Below are 18,268 nucleotides of genomic sequence, written 5' to 3'. Positions count from 1 at the left end.
GGCTGCACGGCATGGTCCGTTCAGCCGCTAGCAAAGCGGACGGCGGCTGTCCGCATCGCGGAGTACTTTTAAAGGCATGAGTCTTGCGCAGGACATCAAGAGAGTCGTGGCACCTTTTGAGGTCGTCAGTGAATACAAACCCGCCGGTGACCAGCCCACCGCCATCAAGGAACTTGCCGAGCGGATCAACGCGGGCGAGAAGGACGTCGTGCTCCTCGGTGCCACCGGTACCGGTAAGAGTGCGACGGCGGCCTGGCTGGTGGAGCAGGTGCAGCGGCCCACGCTGGTGATGGTGCAGAACAAAACCCTGGCCGCCCAGCTGGCCAACGAGTTCCGGGAACTGCTGCCCAACAACGCGGTGGAATACTTCGTCTCGTATTACGACTACTACCAGCCCGAAGCCTACGTGCCGCAGACGGATACCTTCATTGAGAAGGACTCCTCCATCAATGAGGAAGTCGAACGCCTCCGGCACTCGGCCACCAACGCCCTGCTGACCCGCCGCGACGTCATTGTGGTGGCCACCGTGTCCTGCATCTACGGCCTGGGCACCCCGGAAGAGTACATCGAAGCCATGGTGACCCTCCGCCGGGGCCAGCAGATGAACCGTGACGACCTGCTGCGCCGGTTCGTGGCCATGCAGTACGTCCGCAACGACATGGACTTCCACCGCGGCACGTTCCGCGTGCGCGGCGACACCGTGGAAATCATTCCGATGTATGAGGAGAACGCGATCCGCGTCGAGTTCTTCGGCGACGAGATCGAGAACATCTACACCCTGCATCCGTTGACCGGCGATGTGATCCACGAAGAGCAGGAAATGTACGTCTTCCCGGCGTCGCACTACGTGGCCGGCGAGGACCGCATGCAGCGGGCCATCCGGCAGATCGAGGATGAGCTGCAGGTGCGGCTGAAGGAACTGGAGTCGCAGAACAAGCTGGTCGAAGCCCAGCGGCTGCGGATGCGCACCACGTATGACCTGGAAATGATGCAGCAGATGGGGTTCTGCAACGGCATCGAGAACTATTCGCGGCACATTGACGGCCGCGGGCCCGGCACCGCTCCGCACTGCCTGCTGGACTATTTCCCGGATGACTTCCTGCTGGTGGTGGACGAATCCCACGTCACCATCCCGCAGATCGGCGCCATGTATGAAGGCGACATGTCCCGTAAGCGCACCTTGGTGGACCACGGCTTCCGGCTGCCCTCGGCCATGGACAACCGCCCGCTGAAATGGGACGAGTTCCTGGAACGGATCGGGCAGACCGTCTACATGTCCGCCACCCCGGGCAAGTACGAGCTGTCCAAGGCGGACGGCTTCGTGGAGCAGATCATCCGCCCCACGGGGCTGGTGGATCCGCAGATTGTGGTCAAACCGAGCAAGGGCCAGATCGATGACCTGCTGGGGGAGATCCGCACCCGTACGGAACGGGATGAGCGCGTATTGGTCACCACCCTGACCAAGCGGATGGCCGAGGACCTCACCGGGTACCTGCTTGAGCACGGCATCAAGGTGGAGTACCTGCACTCCGACGTCGATACGCTGCGGCGCGTGGAGCTCCTCCGCGAACTGCGGATGGGTACGTTCGACGTGCTCGTCGGCATTAACCTGCTGCGTGAGGGACTTGACCTGCCCGAGGTGTCGCTGGTGTCCATCCTCGACGCTGATAAGGAAGGCTTCCTGCGTTCCTCCACCTCACTGATCCAGACGATCGGCCGTGCAGCCCGTAACGTCTCCGGCGAGGTGCACATGTACGCGGACCGGATCACCGATTCCATGGCGAAGGCCATTGACGAAACCAACCGACGCCGCGAGATCCAGGTGGCCTACAACAAGAAGCACGGCGTGGATCCGCAGCCGCTGCGTAAGAAGATCGCGGACATCACGGACCAGCTGGCCCGCGAGGACGCCGACACCAAGGCACTCCTGGAAGAGGCCGCGAAGAAAAAGAAGACGGGCAAGGGCAAGGGTGTCCGGAAGGACGGTCTCGCTGCTGCACCCGCCGAGGACCTGACCGAACTGATCGCCTCCATGACCGAACAGATGCACGCCGCTGCCGCGGAGCTGCAGTTCGAGCTTGCCGCACGGCTCCGCGACGAGGTGGGGGACCTCAAGAAGGAACTGCGCCAGATGCAGTCCGCCGGGCACGCGTAGTCCCCGCAGAACGGCGAAAAGGCAAGGGCCGGGCCGGCAGGATTACCTGCTGGCGCGGCCCTTGCTTTGTTGTAGCCTGCGACTCCAATTCCAACAATGATGTGGAGAGGGCAGCAATGAAAACACGTGCAGCAGTTATCTGGGAAGCACCCGGAAAATGGACCGTTCAGGAAGTTGACCTGGACGAACCGGGACCCACCGAAGTCCTGGTGGAAATGGTCGCCACCGGCCTGTGCCATTCCGATGACCATTTTGTCACCGGCGATATCCAGGTAGGTACAACACCGATGGTCGGCGGCCACGAAGGCGCCGGCATTGTCCGCAGGGTAGGGGCGGAGGTGCATGATCTGGCCGAGGGCGACCATATTGTCACCGCCTTTATTCCCGGCTGCGGGAAATGCCGGTGGTGTGCCATGGGAATGCAGAACCTCTGCGACTCCGGCTCCATCATCCTCGAGGGAACGCAGCCCTCGGGTGGCTTTCGGATGCACGCCGGCGGCACCGATGTCGGCACGGCCAGCACGCTGGGCACCTTTGCCCAGTGGCAGGTGTATGACCAGATGTCCGTAGTGAAAATCGATCCGGAGGTGCCGTTGGATGTGGCCTGCCTCGTCGCCTGCGGGGTGGCCACCGGGTTCGGTTCGGCCACCAATGCAGCCCAGGTCCGGAGCGGGGATGTAGTCCTGGTGATCGGCGCCGGCGGCATCGGCATGAACGCCGTCCAAGGTGCCGCACTGTCCGGTGCCGCGCATGTGGTGGTGGTTGATCCGGCACCCGCCAAGAAGGACTTCGCACCGCAGTTCGGTGCCACCGAGGTCTACGCGGATTTCGATGAGGCGGATGCTTTCGTCAAGTCCATCACCAACGGGCAGGGCGCGGATTCGGCGATCATCTGCATCGGCGTCGTGGGAGGTGCAGACATCGGCCGGGCGTACGGAGCCATCCGCAAGGGCGGCACCGTGGTGGTCACCGGCGTCGGCAAGGACACCGACGACGGCATTCCGGGAATCAATGCCTTCACGCTGGCCATGTTCCAGAAGCGCATCCAGGGTGCGCTCTACGGCATGGCCTCCCCGCGCGAAGCCATGCCGATGCTGCTGCGCCTCTACCAGGCGGGCCGGCTGAAGCTGGACGAGCTGATCACCAAACGGTATTCCCTCGATGAGATCAACGAGGCCTACGACGACATGCGCGAAGGCATCAACATCCGCGGAATCATCGAGTTCAACAGGTCCTGACGACGGCGGCCGCGTCCCTGCACATGCGGGGACGCGGCACCGGTGCGGCGGGGAAACCGGCGGGCCGCTCCGCAGACCGCCGGTGCCCGGCCGGGCATGTCGACCGGTTGACCTGCCGCGGTGGCCGTAGGCTGGGTGGATGCCCTTGCTACACGCCGCTACGGCCACCGCGACACCCGGCCCGGTTGTGCCGGAGCCGGCGGCGGTACTGGATACCCCCTGGTGGGAAATCCTCGCCGCTCTCGGGCCGCTGGCGGTGCTCCTGGCCGGTGCCCTGACCTTTTACGTGGGCTGGAAGACCCTGGAGCAGCGCCGGAAGGCGGATCAGCGCTCGGAGTGGTGGGCCCGTGCCCAGTGGGCCATCGAGGCCTCCCTGTCGGATGATCCCCGGCGGCAGGAGACCGGCCTGGGTGTTTTGGACCTGCTGGCCCAAAGCGATCTGGCCGGTGCCGAGGAAGCAGCCATCATCAGCATTGCGTGGGCGCGCCCGCTGACGGCGCTAGTGGACTCGAACGGCGAGATGAGCCAGAATGAAACCATCACGAGCGCACCCGAAACGGAGGAGGCCGACGATGACAACAGCAGCACTGCCGCTGGCACACGGAGGTAAGGCCCCGCGCCCCGCCGATCAGCCGGAACGGGACCGCGACCGCGAACGGGTGCAGATCCGGGCCGCACGGCTCCGCCTCACCACCGACCGCAAGCTCGGCAAGCCCACCCCGGACTGGGTACGGAAACTGGCCGACCGCCCGCTGTAGCGGTCTCGAATCCCCACGGCATTCCAAAGCGACAGCCCCCCAGCGACACAGCAGGTCCCCGGCGAACCGCCGGGGACCTGCTTTTTTCCTGCCGCCTGCCGCCTGCCGCCTGCCGGTTGGCCTAGCGGTGGCCGCTGCGGATCATGCCCAGCAGCCGGTTGAATATCGCTTCGCCGTCGTCGGCAATGCCGTCGTGGTGGAAGTCTGCACTTTCCCAGACCTGCAGCCCCTGCACGGCGGCAGCCGTTTCCAGAGACAGGTTCCGGTCCACGTAGATGTCCTCCGTGTACACCGCTGCCGCCACCGGCACGGTGTTCCGTGCCAGCTGACCGGTGTCATACAGCGGCCCCCAGTCCTGCTTCCGGGCCAGGAGCTCGGCGGTGTCCTTCAGCGGCACCAGGGCCGGGTCCTCCTCGAAGTACCAGGGGTAGACCATCTCGCCGGTGTACAGCGGCTCGGGTGCTGTCGGTTCGAACTCGGGGAAGGATGCCAGCACGCGCTCGGCCGCCCAGTTGGTGGCTTCGCCCTGGCCGTAAATGGACTCGTGCATCACTGCGTACAGCGGATTGGCTGCACGGCTGACCAGCCCGTGGACTGTTTCAAGGAATGTGTCGGAAAGGCGTTCCCCGTCCGGGGTGGGGACAAACGCCTCCTGCAGCAGGTAATGCAGCCCGTCCACCCGGGTGTTGCCGCCCAGGAAGGACCCGGCCATCTGGAAGCGGCGCACGGTCAGTCGCTCACCGGAGGGCAGGTACTCCGGCACGTCCGCGAGGTGCCGGGCAATCCGCGTAGTGGTCTCCCGGTCCTGGGGATAACGCCGGAAGTACTCGGCGTTGCGGGCGGCGACCCGCTGGAACGTGGCCTCGTAGACGCGGTCCGCGGGACCCGTCAGCGGGGCCAGGCCGCCGGTCACCAGGCATTCCTTCAAACCCCCGGGGGCGAAGGAAAGGTAGGTCAGGGTGCAGAAACCGCCGTAGCTCTGCCCGTAGGTGGTCCACGGTCCGGAGCCCAGCGCCTGCCGGATCAACTCCGCGTCCGCGACAATGGAGTCCGCCCGGAAATGTGTCAGGTACTCCGCCTGTGCTGCGGCGTCTCCGCGAAGCGGCAGGGTCAACCGCTCCGCAGGCGTGGAGAGCCCGGTACCGCGCTGGTCCAGCATCAGGATGCGGAAATGCTTCGCCGCGGCCTTCGTCCAGCCGCCGAACTGCAGCAGCCGGCTGCCCTTGCCACCCGGGCCGCCCTGCAGATAGAGCAGCCACGGAAGGTCCTGCACTTCAGCGGCGGGGAGCTCGGCGTCGGAATATTCGCGGGCAAAAACGGTGATCGTTTCCCCGTCAGGCGCCGCGTGGTCCAGGGGTACCGTGAACCGGTGGTCGGTGACGGTCATTCCGCGCACCGGGTAGGGCTGCGACGCCGTGTGCGGAACGGTGGCCGCGGTCACCGTGCTTCCTCCAGGGAGGACGCGCCGAAGGAGGCGAGGGCGTCCCCGGTAAGCCGGAAGGTGGTCCAGTCGTCCTGCGCGACGGCGCCCAGGGACCGGTAGAAGCCGATGGAGGGTTCATTCCAGTTCAGCACGCACCACTCCACCCTGGCGTAGCCGCGGTCGACGGCGGTTTCGGCCAGGGTGCGCAGCAGCGCCTTCCCGATGCCCCGGCCCCGGGCCCCGGGCCGGACGTAGAGATCCTCCAGGTAGATTCCGTGCACGCCCTCCCAGGTGGAGTAGTTCAGGAACCACAGGGCGAAACCCTGCACCTGCCCACGGTCCTCCGCCACGTGGGCGAAGACGGCGGGATGCTCGCCGAAGAGATTCTTTTCCAGCGCCTCCACCGTGTTCTTGACGGCATGGGGCTCTTTTTCGTAGATGGCCAGGTCATGGATCAGCTCGAGGATGACGGGGACGTCTTCCCGGCGTGCGGGACGGATCTGCATGCTGCCCAGCCTAGTCCAGCCGTCCGGCGGAGATCACCTTGATGACGGGGCTGCCGGCCTCATCCGACGCCGCGAGGTCCACCTCCGCGGTGATGCCCCAATCCAGGTGATTGGCGGGGTCCTTGAAGATCTGCCGGACCTCCCATTTGCCGGGAAGTTCCTTGATGATCAGGAGGTTGGGGCCGCGGCCGTCCGGTCCGTCGTCGATGTCTTCGTGTTCTTCGAAGTAGGCGTCCAGTACGTCTGCCCACCGGTCGGCGTCCCAGCCGGCGTCGCCGTCGAGCTCGCCCAGGGCGCGGTCGTCCTCGTCGGCGAACAGCTTCACCCGGGAGAACATCTCGTTGCGGACCATGACCCGGAAGGCCCGGACGTTGGCGGTCAGCCGGTCCGGCACCGGCGGCAGCACGGGCTCCGTGGACGCGTCGGGGTTGACGCCGCTGGTCAGCTCTTCCCATTCGTCCAGCAGCGAGGAGTCCGTCTGGCGGACCAGTTCGCCCAGCCACTCGATGATGTCCTCCAGGTCCTCGCGCAGCCGCTCCGGGGGAACCGTGTGCAGCAGCGCCTTATACGTGTCCGAGAGGTAGCGCAGCAGCACACCCTCGGAACGGGCCAGGGAGTAGAACTGCACGTACTCACCGAAGCTCATGGCGCGCTCGTACATGTCCCGGACAATCGACTTGGGGCTGAGTTCGAACTCGCCCAGCCAGGGGGCGCCGGAGCGGTACACCTCGAAGGACTGCTCGAGCAGCTCGGCCAGCGGCTGCTGGTAGGTGACTTCCTCCAGCAGGGCCATCCGCTCGTCGTATTCGATGCCCTGGGACTTCATGGCCGCAATGGCCTCACCCCGGGCCTTCTTCTCCTGGGCGGAGAGGACCTGACGCGGCTTTTCCATGATCGCCTCGATCACGGACACCACATCCAGGGCGTAGGAGGGGCTGTCCGGGTCCAGGATCTCCAGGGAGGCCATGGCAAACGGGGACAGCGGCTGGTTCAGGGCGAAGTTCGGCTGCAGGTGCACCTTCAGGCGGACGGTACGGCCGTCGGCGTCGGGCTCCGGCAGCACCTCGACAATGCCGGCGGTCTTCAGCTCCCGGTAGATGCTCAGGGCCTTCTTCATCAGCGCCAGCTGCGACGCCCTGGTCTCGTGGTTGTGCGTGAGCAGCCGCTTGGCCGCGGTGAACGGATCCCCGGGGCGTTCCAGCAGGTTCAGCAGCATGGAGTGGGTGATGTTGAAGCTGGAGGTCAGAGGCTCGGGGGTGCCGTCCACGAGCTTCTCGAAGGTGGGCTTGCCCCAGGACACAAAACCGGCCTGCGGTTTCTTCTTCACCACCTGGCGCAGCTTCTTCTGGTCATCGCCGAACTTCGCGTGCGCCTTGGCCATGGCCTTGACGTTTTCAATCACGTGTTCGGGCGCCTGCACGACGACGGTGCCGGCCGTGTCGTAGCCGGCCCGGCCCGCGCGGCCCGCGATCTGGTGGAATTCCCGGACCTTCAGCGGGCGGGTGCGGGTGCCGTCGTACTTGGACAGGGCGGTGATCAGCACGGTGCGGATGGGCACGTTGATGCCGACGCCCAGGGTGTCGGTGCCGCAGATGACCTTCAGCAGCCCGGCCTGCGCCAGCTGCTCCACCAGGCGGCGGTACTTGGGCAGCATGCCGGCATGGTGCACGCCGATGCCGTGGCGGACCAACCGGTTCAGTGTCTTGCCGAACCCGGGGGCGAAGCGGAAGCCGGCAATCAGCTCGGCAATCCGGTCCTTTTCCTCCCGGGTGCACACGTTGATGCTCATCAGCGCCTGGGCGCGGTCAATGGCCTCAATCTGGGAGAAGTGCACCACGTAGACCGGCACCTGCTTGGTGGCCAGCAGTTCCTCGAGGGATTCCTGGACCGGGGTTTCCACGTAGTAGTAGTGCAGGGGGATGGGCCGCTGCACGGAGGAGACCGTGACGGTGTCCCGGTTGGTGAGCTCGCTGAGTTCATTGGCGATCCGGGTCATGTCGCCCAGGGTGGCGGACATCAGCAGGAACTGGGCCTGCGGCAGCTCCAGCAGGGGCACCTGCCAGGCCCAGCCGCGCTGCGGATCGGAGTAGAAGTGGAACTCGTCCATGATGACGGTGCCCAGATCCGCGTCCGGCCCTTCGCGCAGGGCAATGTTCGCCAGGATCTCCGCCGTGCAGCAGATAATCGGGGCGTCCTTGTTCACCGAGGAATCGCCGGTGACCATCCCGACGTTCTCCGCGCCGAAGATTTCACACAGCGCGAAGAACTTCTCCGACACCAGGGCCTTGATAGGCGCGGTGTAATAGCTGCGCTCATCCTGGGCCATGGCGTAGAAGTGCGCCGCGATCGCCACCATGGACTTACCGGACCCGGTGGGGGTGGCCAGGATGACGTTGTTGCCCGTCACCAGTTCCATCACGGCCTCGTCCTGTGCCGGGTACAGGGACATTCCGCGGCTCTCGACCCATTCGAGGAAAGACGTGTAGGTCTCATCGGGGTCGATGGTGCGGGTGGCGGAGGGACCGGAGGGCAGCTGCTCAAGAAGTTTCATGTCCTTACCAGACTATCGGGCCGCGCCGATCCCGTTTTCCCTTCCGTTCCGTCAGTAGGCTTGGCGGCATGAAATGGGATCCGGAAAAGTACACACAGTTCTCCTCGCACCGCGACCGTCCGTTCTTCGACCTCACCGCCCGGATAGCCGCGGACTCGCCCCGAAGGGTGGTCGACCTGGGCTGCGGCACGGGCGTCCTGACCGCGGCGCTCGCCGCCCGCTGGCCGCAGGCACAGGTGACCGGGGTGGATTCCTCGGAGGACATGATCGCGCAGGCACAGGCCCTGGAGGGCGCGCCGTCGAACCTGGAGTTCGTGCACGGGAATATCGAGGACTGGGAACCGGAGGCCGGCACGGACGTGGTGGTGTCCAATGCGGCCCTTCAGTGGGTGCCGGGTCACCAGGAGCTCCTGCGCCGCTGGGCCAAGCAGCTCGACGACGGCGCCTGGCTGGCCGTACAGGTCCCCGGCAACTTCACTGCACCTTCCCATGTGCTGATGCGGGAACTGGCGGCGAGCGCCGCCTGGGCCCCGAAGCTGGCGGGCGTGCTGCGCCAGGCCGACGCCGTGGACGAGCCCGTGGACTACCTGGCACTCTTCTCCGAGGCCGGATTCGACGCGGATGTCTGGGAGACCAGCTACGCGCAGGTCCTGCCCGGCGCTGATCCGGTCCTGGAGTGGGTGCGCGGCACCGCTTTGCGTCCGGTCATCGATGCCCTGTCCGCCGAGGACTTCGCCGTCTTCGAGGCCGAATACGCGGCCCTGCTGCGGACGGCCTACCCGCAGCACGACTGGGGAACCGTCTTTCCGTTCCGCCGGCTGTTCATGGTGGGCCGGAAGCAGGGTTAGGGTCAGGCCCCGGGCGGCAGGCGGCGGCTCTTCCGTGGCCCGGGGTATTGAGACTGGCCTACCAGCCGCGCTCTTTCCACTCCGTCAGGTGCGGACGCTCGGCGCCCAGAGTGGTGCCGGCCCCGTGGCCGGGATGCACCACCGTGTCATCCGGCAGATAATCGAACACACGTTCGAATACATCCTGGTACAGCAGGGCAAACCGTTCGGGATCCTTCTGGGTGTTGCCCAGCCCGCCGGGAAAGAGCGAATCCCCGGTGAACAGATGGGCCGGCCCGTGCGGATCACGGTAAAGCAGGGCCACGGAGCCCGGCGTATGCCCGCGCAGGGAGATGACCTCCAGCTCAAAGTCCGGGAAGGCCTGCACGTCCCCGTGGTTTAGTTCCAGCACGGTGGGAACCTCAATGTCCGGGACGTCCGGTGTGCCGGCTGCGGTTCGTGCCCCGGTGGCCGCCACCGTATCGGCGAGCGCCCGCACATGGTCCCAATGGCTGTGCGTGGTGATGACCAGTTCCAGCGTCGCCGGAACCTCCGCATCCCGTGCCCCCTCGGCCAGGAGCCGCTCAATGGCCGGGAAGTCGGCGGCGGCGTCGATAAGCACCTGTGCACCGGAGGCCTTCCCGGTAAGCAGATAGACGTTGTTGTCCATCTCGCTGACGGACACGCTGCGGACAGTAATGTTCTCCAGATCCTCCATGGGGCCAGTCTAGCGAGGCACTTGGCGCAGGGGACCTATTGTCTGCGCTCGCCGAGGGGCGTACGTTGCAAGGATGCTTCTGAGGCTGGTTCGGGAAAACCTGGCCCCCTATAAAGGCGCGGTGGCCGCCGTCGTTCTCCTGCAGCTGCTGCAGACCGTCGCCACGCTGTATCTGCCGACCCTGAACGCGGACATCATTGACCGCGGCGTGGTTACCGGGGACACGGGTGTGATTATGCAGGTGGGCGGGTGGATGCTTGCCGTCACGGCCGTCCAGGTCCTGTGTTCCATCTCCGCCACCTATCTCGCATCCCGGGTGGCCATGAGCGCCGGCCGGAATATCCGAGCCGCCCTGTTCACCAACGTGGAGACGTTTTCCTCCCGGGAGGTGGGGCTCTTCGGCCCGCCGTCGCTGATCACCCGGACCACCAATGACGTGCAGCAGGTGCAGATGACGCTCCTGATGACGTTCACCATGATGGTCTCGGCGCCCATCATGGGCATCGGCGGAGTACTGCTGGCCCTGAACCAGGACATTCCGCTCTCCGGAATCCTGCTGCTGATCCTGCCGGCCCTGTTCCTGGTGATCGGCCTGGTCCTGCGGCGGCTGATTCCCCTGTTCCGGCGCGCCCAGCGTCAGATTGACCGCGTCAACTCGGTTCTGCGGGAACAGATCATGGGGATCAGCGTGATCCGGGCCTTTATCCGGGAGCACTCCGAGCAGGACCGTTTCGCCGGGGCGAACCGGGACCTCACCTCCACGCAGCTGCGGATCAGCCAGCTGCTGGCACTGCTGTTTCCCGCCGCCATGCTGGTGGCCAACCTGGCCACGGTCGCCGTGGTCTGGTTCGGTGCCTTCCGGATTGATGCCGGTCAGATGCAGATCGGTGCGCTCACCGCCTTCATTGCGTACATCATGCAGATCCTTATGGCCGTGATGATGTCCATGTTCATGATCATGATGCTGCCCCGGGCCGCCGTGTGTGCCGAACGTATCTTCGAAGTACTGGATACGCGTACCACCGTCGCCGACGCCCCCGGGGCAGCGGAACTGGCTTACGACGGCGGCAGGCTCACCTTCACGGATGTCGGGTACAGCTATCCGGGGGCTGAGGACCCGGTGCTGTTCAACCTCAGCTTTGAAGCCCTGCCCGGGGAGACCACGGCCATCATCGGGTCAACGGGGTCGGGAAAGACCACGCTGCTCAGCCTGGTCCCGCGGCTGCTCGACTCCACGTCCGGACGCATCACCGTGGACGGACAGGACATTGCCGGGGTCACCCTTTCCTCGCTGCGCCGCGGCATCGGCCTGGTGCCCCAGCGGGCGTACCTGTTCAGCGGCACCATCGCCTCGAACCTGCGCTTCGGTAAACCGGAGGCTACGGACGCCGAACTCTGGGAGGCCTTGGAGACCGCGCAGGCGGCAGATTTCGTGCGGGCGGCCGAAGGGGGACTGGCACACCAGGTGGAGCAGGGCGGGGCCAACTTCTCCGGGGGACAGCGCCAGCGCCTGGCCATTGCCCGTGCCCTGGTGGTCCGGCCCTCCATCTACCTCTTTGACGACAGCTTTTCGGCGCTGGACTTCGCCACCGACGCCCGGCTGCGGGCTGCGCTGAAGCCGCAGACCCGGGAAGCCACGGTGATAGTCGTGGCCCAGCGGGTGAACACGATTACCGACGCCGCCCGGATCCTTGTCCTGGAGGAGGGACGGATCGTGGGGCAGGGAACCCATGCGGAGCTGATGGCGTCCTCCGACACGTACCGGGAAATCGTCGCGTCGCAGCTGACCGCGGAGGAAGTCGCATGAGTATGCACGGGGGACGGGGACGCCCGGGGGCCTCGGCCAAACCGGAGAACTTCGCCGGCAGTGTCCGCCGGATCCTGGGGCTGATGGCTCCGGACCGGCTGCGCGTGGCTGCGGTGGTGGTCTCCGCCGTCGTCTCCGTGGCGCTCGCGGTCAGCGCACCGCGGATCCTGGGCGAGGCCACCAACGTCATCTTCAACGGGTTCATCGGGCAGTCGCTGCCGGCGGGGATGTCCAAGGATGCCCAGGTCCAGGCTCTGCGCGCTGCGGGGGACGGGACCATGGCGGACATGCTCGCCGCCATGGACGTGGTCCCCGGGCAGGGACTGGACTTCGCGCGGCTCGGCGGGATCCTGCTCGGCGTGCTGTGCATCTACCTGGCGGCGTTCGTCTTCGGCTGGTTCCAGGCACGGGTGACTGCGCGCATTGTGCAGAACGCCATGTACCGGCTGCGCCGCGATGTTGACGGCAAACTGTTCCGCCTGCCCATGTCCCACTTCCAGCAGCAGTCACGCGGCGACGTCCTGAGCCGCGTCACCAATGACATCGACAACCTGGCCCAGACCCTGTCGCAGAGTCTGACCCAGATCATCACCTCGGTCCTGACCATCATCGGCGTCCTGGCCATGATGATCTCCATCTCCCCGCTGCTGGCGCTGATTGCCGTGATCACGGTGCCGGTCTCCGCCCTGGTGACCGTGCTCATCGCCCGGCGCTCGCAGGCGGAGTTCAAGACCCAGTGGAAATCCACCGGCGAGGTGAACGGCTACATCGAGGAAATGTTCACCGGCCAGGACGTGGTGAAGGCCTTCGGCCAGCAGGAACGGGTGATTGAGGGCTTCGCCCCGGCGAACAACCGGCTCTTCCGGTCTGCGTTCCGGGCCCAGTTTGTTTCCGGCATCATCATGCCGGCCATGACGTTCATTTCGAACCTCAATTACGTGGCCGTGGCCGTGGTCGGCGGCCTGCAGGTGGCCGGCGGGCAGCTGTCCATCGGGGGAGTGCAGGCCTTTGTCCAGTACAGCCGGCAGTTCAGCCAGCCGCTCGGCCAGCTGGGCGGGCTGATCAACATGCTGCAGTCCGGGGTCGCCTCGGCCGAACGGGTGTTCGCGCTGCTGGATGCCAGGGAGCAGGAGCCGGATCCCGAACATCCGGAACACCTGGAAAATGTCCGCGGACGGGTGGCGTTCGAGAATGTGTCCTTCAGCTACAGCCCGGACGCCCCGCTGATCCGGAACCTGTCCTTCACGGCTGAACCCGGACAGACGGTGGCCATCGTGGGGCCCACCGGCGCCGGCAAGACCACGCTGGTCAACCTCCTCATGCGCTTCTATGAGGTGGATGCCGGCCGGATCACCATCGACGGCGTCGATATTTCCCGGCTCGGCCGCGAGGAGCTGCGCAGCCATATCGGGATGGTGCTCCAGGACGCCTGGCTGTTCGAAGGCACGATGCGGGAGAACCTGGCCTATGGGGCGCCCGGCGCCACCGAGGACGATATCGTGTCGGCGGCGCAGGCAACACATGTGGACCACTTCGTCCGGTCGCTGCCCGACGGCTACGACACCGTGCTCGGCTATGACGGCGGCGCCCTGAGCCAGGGCCAGCGCCAGCTGCTCACGATCGCCCGCGCCTGGCTTTCGAACCCGTCCATCCTGGTGCTGGATGAAGCCACCAGCTCGGTGGATACCCGGACCGAGATTGCCATCCGGCTCGCCATGAACGCGCTGCGGCAGGACCGCACCAGCTTCGTGATCGCCCACCGCCTGTCCACCATTCGGGACGCGGATATCATCCTGGTGGTGCGGGACGGACAGATCGTGGAGCAGGGCACGCACGAGGCCCTGCTGGAGGCGGAGGGCTTTTACACCCGGCTGTACCGCTCCCAGTTCGCCGGTCCCGCGGAGGGCGCGGAGAGCGGGGAGTCCGGAGCCGCGGCGCCGGCGGATCCCGCCGGGCATTAGCATTGCAGCATGACTGCCGAGACGAGCCCCGGATCCGTACCGACCCCTGCCGGCCACGACGCCGGAGCGCTGGCCTGGGTCGGCATCGACGCCGCCAACCCGCTTCCCCCGTATGAACAGCTCCGCCGGCAGATCCTGGACGCCGCGAATGACGGCCGCCTCGCCATCGGCACGCGGCTGCCCACGGTCCGCGCGCTGGCCGGCCACCTGGGGCTGGCGGTGAACACCGTGGCGAAAGCCTACCGTGAGCTGGAGCAGGCCAAAGTGGTCGCCACCAGGTCCCGGCAGGGAACCGTCATCGCTGCGAACGGTGACAGCAGCCGCGGACGGGTGGCCGAAGCCGCCGCCGCGTACGCCGAGACGGTGCGGGCCAACGGCGTCTCGGATGACGACGCCGTGTCTCTCCTGCGGGCAGCGCTGCGCTAGGTCCGGGGAGGGGTGCGCCCGGCCGTGCCGGCCGGAAATGACGCGCCAAACCTTCGCTGGTGCCTTCATCTGTATCGACAAGCGAGTCGGCGGGGTGTAGACCAAAAGCACCGTTGAGGGGTGATGCATCATGGGTCCGTCGCCGAAGAGTTCCACCCGCGCCCAGACCGGTGTTCTGGCTGCTCTCATCCTGTTCGGCGGCGTAGGTGCCGGCTGCGGCGGGACCTCGACGCTTGGTGCCGTGAGGAACAGCGCCGACGAAGCTGCAAGGGCCATTTATGCGGCCGCCGAACCTGCCGAACTCAACGGGGCCAGGTCTTCGCTGGACAATCTCCTGAGGCAGACGGACCGGTCCGGACTGAGTGTGCAGGAGCGTGCCATTGTGGACGCTGCCGCGCAGCGTTCCGCCGCCCTGCAGCAGATTGTGAAGGGCATCCCCGAATCGGATTCCTTCACCTTCCTGCTCAGCCGGGACGCCGTCATGCTGGTGCAGAGTTTCCGGACAAACGCTCCACACTCCCCGGCCTTCCAAACGATCATTGACGGAGCAGCGGAGCGGGTCCTGCGACATACCGCCTGTTCGGTGTTTTCCGCGGTAATGAACCGTGACGCCACTGATCGGGCCCAGGCACGAAAACTGCTGGCAGCATCTCCGTACGGAACAGCCGGCAGGGACGGCGTGGGGGATTGGTTGGCCACGGCCCTTGACCAGGCCGGCACCTCAGTGGGCGAGATGAATCGGTATGTGGATCTCTCCGGTCTTTCCAGCGGCATCCTGACCGCCTCGCAGGGCTACGTGGGCAAACTGCAGAACCTCATGGATGCCGCAGCCTGGTCGAACGGCGGCGCCATCTACCTTTACGTACGCCACTGCGTATGATCCGAGCCGAGGGCCGGAACCGTATCTGCTTCGCCTGCGGCGAAAACCGGGGGGTCGAATACTCGTTCGAATCAGCGTGTGAACTACAGTGGAAAACGTGCCTAAATCGACTCTTACGACGGCGGACACCACGTTTGCGCCGCATACTGCCAATGACCTTTCCCGACTGGTAGTGAAGGGGGCTCGCGAGCACAACCTCCAAAACGTTGACCTGGACCTGCCGCGGGACGCCATGATCGTCTTCACCGGGCTCTCCGGCTCGGGTAAGTCCTCGCTGGCATTCGACACCATCTTCGCCGAAGGCCAGCGCCGCTACGTGGAGTCCCTGTCCGCCTATGCGCGCATGTTCCTGGGCCAGGTGGACAAGCCGGACGTCGATTTCATCGAGGGGCTGTCCCCTGCGGTCTCCATTGACCAGAAGTCCACCAGCAAGAACCCGCGCTCCACGGTGGGCACCATCACCGAGATCCACGACTATATGCGCCTGCTCTGGGCACGCGTTGGCCGTCCGTTCTGCCCCGTCTGCGGCGAGCCCGTCAGCCGGCAGACCCCGCAGGCCATCGTGGACCAGCTCCTGGAACTGGAGGAGGGCACCCGTTTCCAGATCCTGGCTCCCGTGGTCCGCGGCCGCAAGGGCGAATTCGTGGATCTGTTCAAGGAACTGGCAGCCAAGGGCTATTCCCGTGCCCGGGTGGACGGCAAGCAGATCCAGCTCTCCGACCCGCCCAAGCTGGGCAAGCAGATCAAGCACAACATCGAAGTGGTTGTGGACCGGCTGGTGGCCAAGGACGGCATCCGGCAGCGCCTGACCGACTCGGTGGAAACCGGGCTGGCCCTGGCCGATGGCCGGATAGTGGTCGACTTCGTGGACCTGCCGGAGGACAGTGAGGACCGCACCCGCGCCTTCTCGGAAAACCTGGCCTGCCCCAATGAGCACCCGCTGGCCATCGACGAGATTGAGCCGCGGTCCTTCTCCTTCAACAATCCCTTCGGTGCCTGCCCGGTCTGCACCGGCATCGGCTCCAAGTTGGAGGTGGATGAGGACCTGATCATCCCGGACCCGTCCAAGTCCCTGGCGGAAGGCGCCATCGCCCCCTGGTCCCTGGGCACCGCCACCACCGAGTACTGGAACCGGCTGCTCGACGGCCTGGCCAAGGACATGGGCTTCTCCATGGTCACCCCCTGGAAGAAGCTGCCGGCAAAGGCCCGCGAGGCCGTCCTTAACGGCAAGGACCACAAGGTGGTGGTCCAGTACCGGAACCGCTTCGGCCGGGAACGCAAATACAGCACCGGCTTTGAGGGCGTCATCCAGTACATCCACCGCAAGCACCTGGAAACCGAATCGGACCATGCCCGGGACCGGTACGAGGAGTACATGCGCGAAATCGCCTGCCCCGAGTGCGGCGGTGCCCGGTTGAACCCCGCCTCGCTGTCCGTGCTGATCAACGGCCGCAACATTGCCGAAATCAGCGCCCTGCCGCTGCGCGAGGCCGCCGACTTCCTGAACACCCTCACCCTCACCGGCCGTGAAGCACAGATTGCCACCAACGTGCTGAAGGAAATCCAGGCCCGCCTGACCTTCCTGCTCGACGTCGGACTGGAATACCTGAGCCTGAACCGCCCGGCCGCCACGCTGTCCGGCGGCGAGGCCCAGCGCATCCGCCTGGCCACGCAGATCGGATCCGGTCTGGTGGGCGTGCTGTACGTGCTCGATGAACCGTCCATCGGCCTGCACCAGAAGGACAACCGCCGGCTGATCGAAACCCTCACCCGGCTGCGGAGCCTGGGCAACACCCTGATTGTGGTGGAACACGACGAAGACACCATCCAGGAAGCGGACTGGATTGTCGACGTCGGCCCCGGCGCCGGTGAGCGCGGCGGCGAGATTGTGCATTCCGGCTCGTTGGAGGACCTGCTCACCAACGAGCGGTCCATCACCGGTGCGTACCTCTCCGGCCGGAAGAAAATCGAGATTCCGGCCAAGCGGCGCAAGGTGGACAAGTCCCGGCAGCTGAAAATCGTCGGGGCACGGGAGAACAACCTGCAGAACCTGAACGTGGACATTCCCCTGGGCGTGTTCACCGCCGTCACCGGCGTCAGCGGCTCCGGCAAGTCCACGCTGATCAACGACATCCTGTACAAGACGATGGCGAACAAGCTCAACGGCGCCAAGCATGTGGCCGGCCGGCACACCCGGGTGGAAGGCCTGGAGCAGCTGGACAAGGTCATCCACGTGGACCAGAGCCCCATCGGCCGGACCCCGCGGTCCAACCCGGCGACCTACACCGGCGTGTGGGACCACATCCGCAAGCTCTTCGCCGAGACCAACGAGGCGAAGGTGCGCGGCTACCTGCCGGGCCGGTTCTCCTTCAACGTCAAGGGCGGGCGCTGCGAGGCCTGCCACGGTGACGGCACGCTGAAGATCGAGATGAACTTCCTGCCCGACGTGTACGTTCCCTGCGAGGTGTGCCACGGCGCCCGGTTCAACCGGGAAACCATGGAAGTGCACTACAAGGGCAAGAACATTGCCGAGGTGCTGGACATGCCGATCGAGGAAGCGGCGGAGTTCTTTGCCGCGTTCGGACCGATCTCGCGGCACCTGAACACCCTGGTCGACGTGGGCCTGGGCTACGTACGGCTGGGCCAGCCGGCCACCACGCTCTCCGGCGGTGAAGCGCAGCGCGTGAAGCTGGCCAGTGAGCTGCAGAAGCGCTCCAACGGGCGCAGCATCTATGTCCTGGACGAGCCCACCACGGGCCTGCACTTCGAGGACGTCCGCAAACTCCTGGAGGTGCTGCAGGGGCTGGTGGACAAGGGCAACACCGTGATCACCATCGAGCACAACCTCGACGTGATCAAGAGTGCCGACTGGATCATCGACCTCGGGCCCGACGGCGGCAACGGCGGCGGCAGGGTGGTGGCCTCGGGCACCCCGGAGAAGGTTGCCAAGGTTGAGGGCAGCCATACCGCAACGTTCCTGGCGGAGATCCTCAACCCGTAGCCGGTGCGTTCCGGCCG

Annotated in this window: 14 protein-coding genes; 10 read left to right on the top strand and 4 right to left on the bottom strand. The window is 65.9% G+C overall.

Annotated elements, in window-relative coordinates:
* Window positions 1-76 precede the first annotated feature (76 nt).
* From uvrB to GD627_RS08465, 4 genes are all read left to right on the top strand, one after another.
* Entirely contained in the window at window positions 77-2,155 is a 2,079-nt protein-coding gene (gene uvrB, locus GD627_RS08480; protein ID WP_146362035.1) for an excinuclease ABC subunit UvrB, read from the top strand.
* A 116-nt stretch (window positions 2,156-2,271) separates the two neighbouring features.
* On the top strand, window positions 2,272-3,393 hold the full coding sequence (locus GD627_RS08475) for an NDMA-dependent alcohol dehydrogenase (RefSeq protein ID WP_146362034.1): 1,122 nt from the start codon (window positions 2,272-2,274) through the stop codon (window positions 3,391-3,393).
* 139 nt (window positions 3,394-3,532) lie between these two features.
* Entirely contained in the window at window positions 3,533-4,003 is a 471-nt protein-coding gene (locus GD627_RS08470; RefSeq protein ID WP_152272139.1) for a hypothetical protein, read from the top strand.
* On the top strand, window positions 3,966-4,151 hold the full coding sequence (locus tag GD627_RS08465) for a hypothetical protein (RefSeq protein WP_146362032.1): 186 nt from the start codon (window positions 3,966-3,968) through the stop codon (window positions 4,149-4,151). The genes GD627_RS08470 and GD627_RS08465 overlap by 38 nt, the downstream gene beginning before the upstream one ends.
* A gap of 121 nt (window positions 4,152-4,272) precedes the next feature.
* Here the strand turns inward: GD627_RS08465 and GD627_RS08460 are convergent, their stop codons facing one another.
* From GD627_RS08460 to GD627_RS08450, 3 genes are read right to left on the bottom strand one after another with little or no spacing between them, the layout of a single operon-like run.
* Entirely contained in the window at window positions 4,273-5,538 is a 1,266-nt protein-coding gene (locus GD627_RS08460) for an alpha/beta fold hydrolase (protein ID WP_152272500.1), read from the bottom strand.
* Between the two features lie 50 nt (window positions 5,539-5,588).
* Window positions 5,589-6,080 carry a GNAT family N-acetyltransferase gene (locus tag GD627_RS08455; RefSeq protein WP_152272138.1) on the bottom strand — a complete coding sequence of 164 codons (492 nt, stop codon included), beginning with the start codon at window positions 6,078-6,080 and terminating at the stop codon, window positions 5,589-5,591.
* 10 nt (window positions 6,081-6,090) lie between these two features.
* Entirely contained in the window at window positions 6,091-8,631 is a 2,541-nt protein-coding gene (locus tag GD627_RS08450) for a DEAD/DEAH box helicase (RefSeq protein WP_152272137.1), read from the bottom strand.
* 68 nt (window positions 8,632-8,699) lie between these two features.
* Here GD627_RS08450 and GD627_RS08445 point away from each other — a divergent pair, with 68 nt between their 5' ends.
* Window positions 8,700-9,479: a trans-aconitate 2-methyltransferase gene (locus GD627_RS08445; protein WP_152272136.1), complete on the top strand. Its 780-nt coding sequence runs from the start codon at window positions 8,700-8,702 to the stop codon at window positions 9,477-9,479.
* A gap of 58 nt (window positions 9,480-9,537) precedes the next feature.
* Here the strand turns inward: GD627_RS08445 and GD627_RS08440 are convergent, their stop codons facing one another.
* A complete protein-coding gene (locus GD627_RS08440) occupies window positions 9,538-10,176 on the bottom strand; it encodes an MBL fold metallo-hydrolase (RefSeq protein ID WP_152272135.1) in 639 nt (212 codons plus the stop codon).
* A gap of 73 nt (window positions 10,177-10,249) precedes the next feature.
* Here GD627_RS08440 and GD627_RS08435 point away from each other — a divergent pair, with 73 nt between their 5' ends.
* The 5 genes from GD627_RS08435 to uvrA all read left to right on the top strand — a co-directional run bounded on the left by GD627_RS08435 (window position 10,250) and on the right by uvrA (window position 18,251).
* A complete protein-coding gene (locus GD627_RS08435) occupies window positions 10,250-11,983 on the top strand; it encodes an ABC transporter ATP-binding protein (protein WP_146362026.1) in 1,734 nt (577 codons plus the stop codon).
* The gene (locus GD627_RS08430; protein WP_152272134.1) at window positions 11,980-13,944 is read left to right on the top strand and encodes an ABC transporter ATP-binding protein; all 1,965 of its coding nucleotides are present in this window, start codon (window positions 11,980-11,982) and stop codon (window positions 13,942-13,944) included. Before GD627_RS08435 ends, GD627_RS08430 begins: the two co-directional genes overlap by 4 nt.
* Window positions 13,945-13,953: 9 nt before the next feature.
* Window positions 13,954-14,370 (top strand): GntR family transcriptional regulator, encoded by a 417-nt coding sequence (locus tag GD627_RS08425; protein WP_152272133.1) that lies wholly within the window; start codon window positions 13,954-13,956, stop codon window positions 14,368-14,370.
* 130 nt (window positions 14,371-14,500) lie between these two features.
* Window positions 14,501-15,250 carry a hypothetical protein gene (locus GD627_RS08420; RefSeq protein ID WP_152272132.1) on the top strand — a complete coding sequence of 250 codons (750 nt, stop codon included), beginning with the start codon at window positions 14,501-14,503 and terminating at the stop codon, window positions 15,248-15,250.
* Window positions 15,251-15,347: 97 nt separating this feature from the next.
* Window positions 15,348-18,251: an excinuclease ABC subunit UvrA gene (gene uvrA, locus GD627_RS08415; protein ID WP_246165400.1), complete on the top strand. Its 2,904-nt coding sequence runs from the start codon at window positions 15,348-15,350 to the stop codon at window positions 18,249-18,251.
* Window positions 18,252-18,268: the final 17 nt, after the last annotated feature.

The organism is Arthrobacter yangruifuii (assembly GCF_009192775.1).
Taxonomy (GTDB): domain Bacteria; phylum Actinomycetota; class Actinomycetes; order Actinomycetales; family Micrococcaceae; genus Arthrobacter_B; species Arthrobacter_B yangruifuii.
This window is presented reverse-complemented; position numbering and strand designations above follow the sequence as displayed.

Bases quoted from the DNA above. Each gene is read 5' to 3' on its own strand.
- GD627_RS08425 (WP_152272133.1), top strand. From the start codon at position 13,954: ATGACTGCCGAGACGAGCCCCGGATCCGTACCGACCCCTGCCGGCCAC.
- GD627_RS08460 (WP_152272500.1), bottom strand. From the start codon at position 5,538: ATGACCGTCACCGACCACCGGTTCACGGTACCCCTGGACCACGCGGCG.
- GD627_RS08440 (WP_152272135.1), bottom strand. From the start codon at position 10,176: ATGGAGGATCTGGAGAACATTACTGTCCGCAGCGTGTCCGTCAGCGAG.
- GD627_RS08435 (WP_146362026.1), top strand. From the start codon at position 10,250: ATGCTTCTGAGGCTGGTTCGGGAAAACCTGGCCCCCTATAAAGGCGCG.
- GD627_RS08475 (WP_146362034.1), top strand. From the start codon at position 2,272: ATGAAAACACGTGCAGCAGTTATCTGGGAAGCACCCGGAAAATGGACC.
- GD627_RS08455 (WP_152272138.1), bottom strand. From the start codon at position 6,080: ATGCAGATCCGTCCCGCACGCCGGGAAGACGTCCCCGTCATCCTCGAG.
- GD627_RS08430 (WP_152272134.1), top strand. From the start codon at position 11,980: ATGAGTATGCACGGGGGACGGGGACGCCCGGGGGCCTCGGCCAAACCG.
- GD627_RS08445 (WP_152272136.1), top strand. From the start codon at position 8,700: ATGAAATGGGATCCGGAAAAGTACACACAGTTCTCCTCGCACCGCGAC.
- GD627_RS08465 (WP_146362032.1), top strand. From the start codon at position 3,966: ATGACAACAGCAGCACTGCCGCTGGCACACGGAGGTAAGGCCCCGCGC.
- GD627_RS08470 (WP_152272139.1), top strand. From the start codon at position 3,533: ATGCCCTTGCTACACGCCGCTACGGCCACCGCGACACCCGGCCCGGTT.
- GD627_RS08420 (WP_152272132.1), top strand. From the start codon at position 14,501: ATGGGTCCGTCGCCGAAGAGTTCCACCCGCGCCCAGACCGGTGTTCTG.
- GD627_RS08450 (WP_152272137.1), bottom strand. From the start codon at position 8,631: ATGAAACTTCTTGAGCAGCTGCCCTCCGGTCCCTCCGCCACCCGCACC.
- uvrB (WP_146362035.1), top strand. From the start codon at position 77: ATGAGTCTTGCGCAGGACATCAAGAGAGTCGTGGCACCTTTTGAGGTC.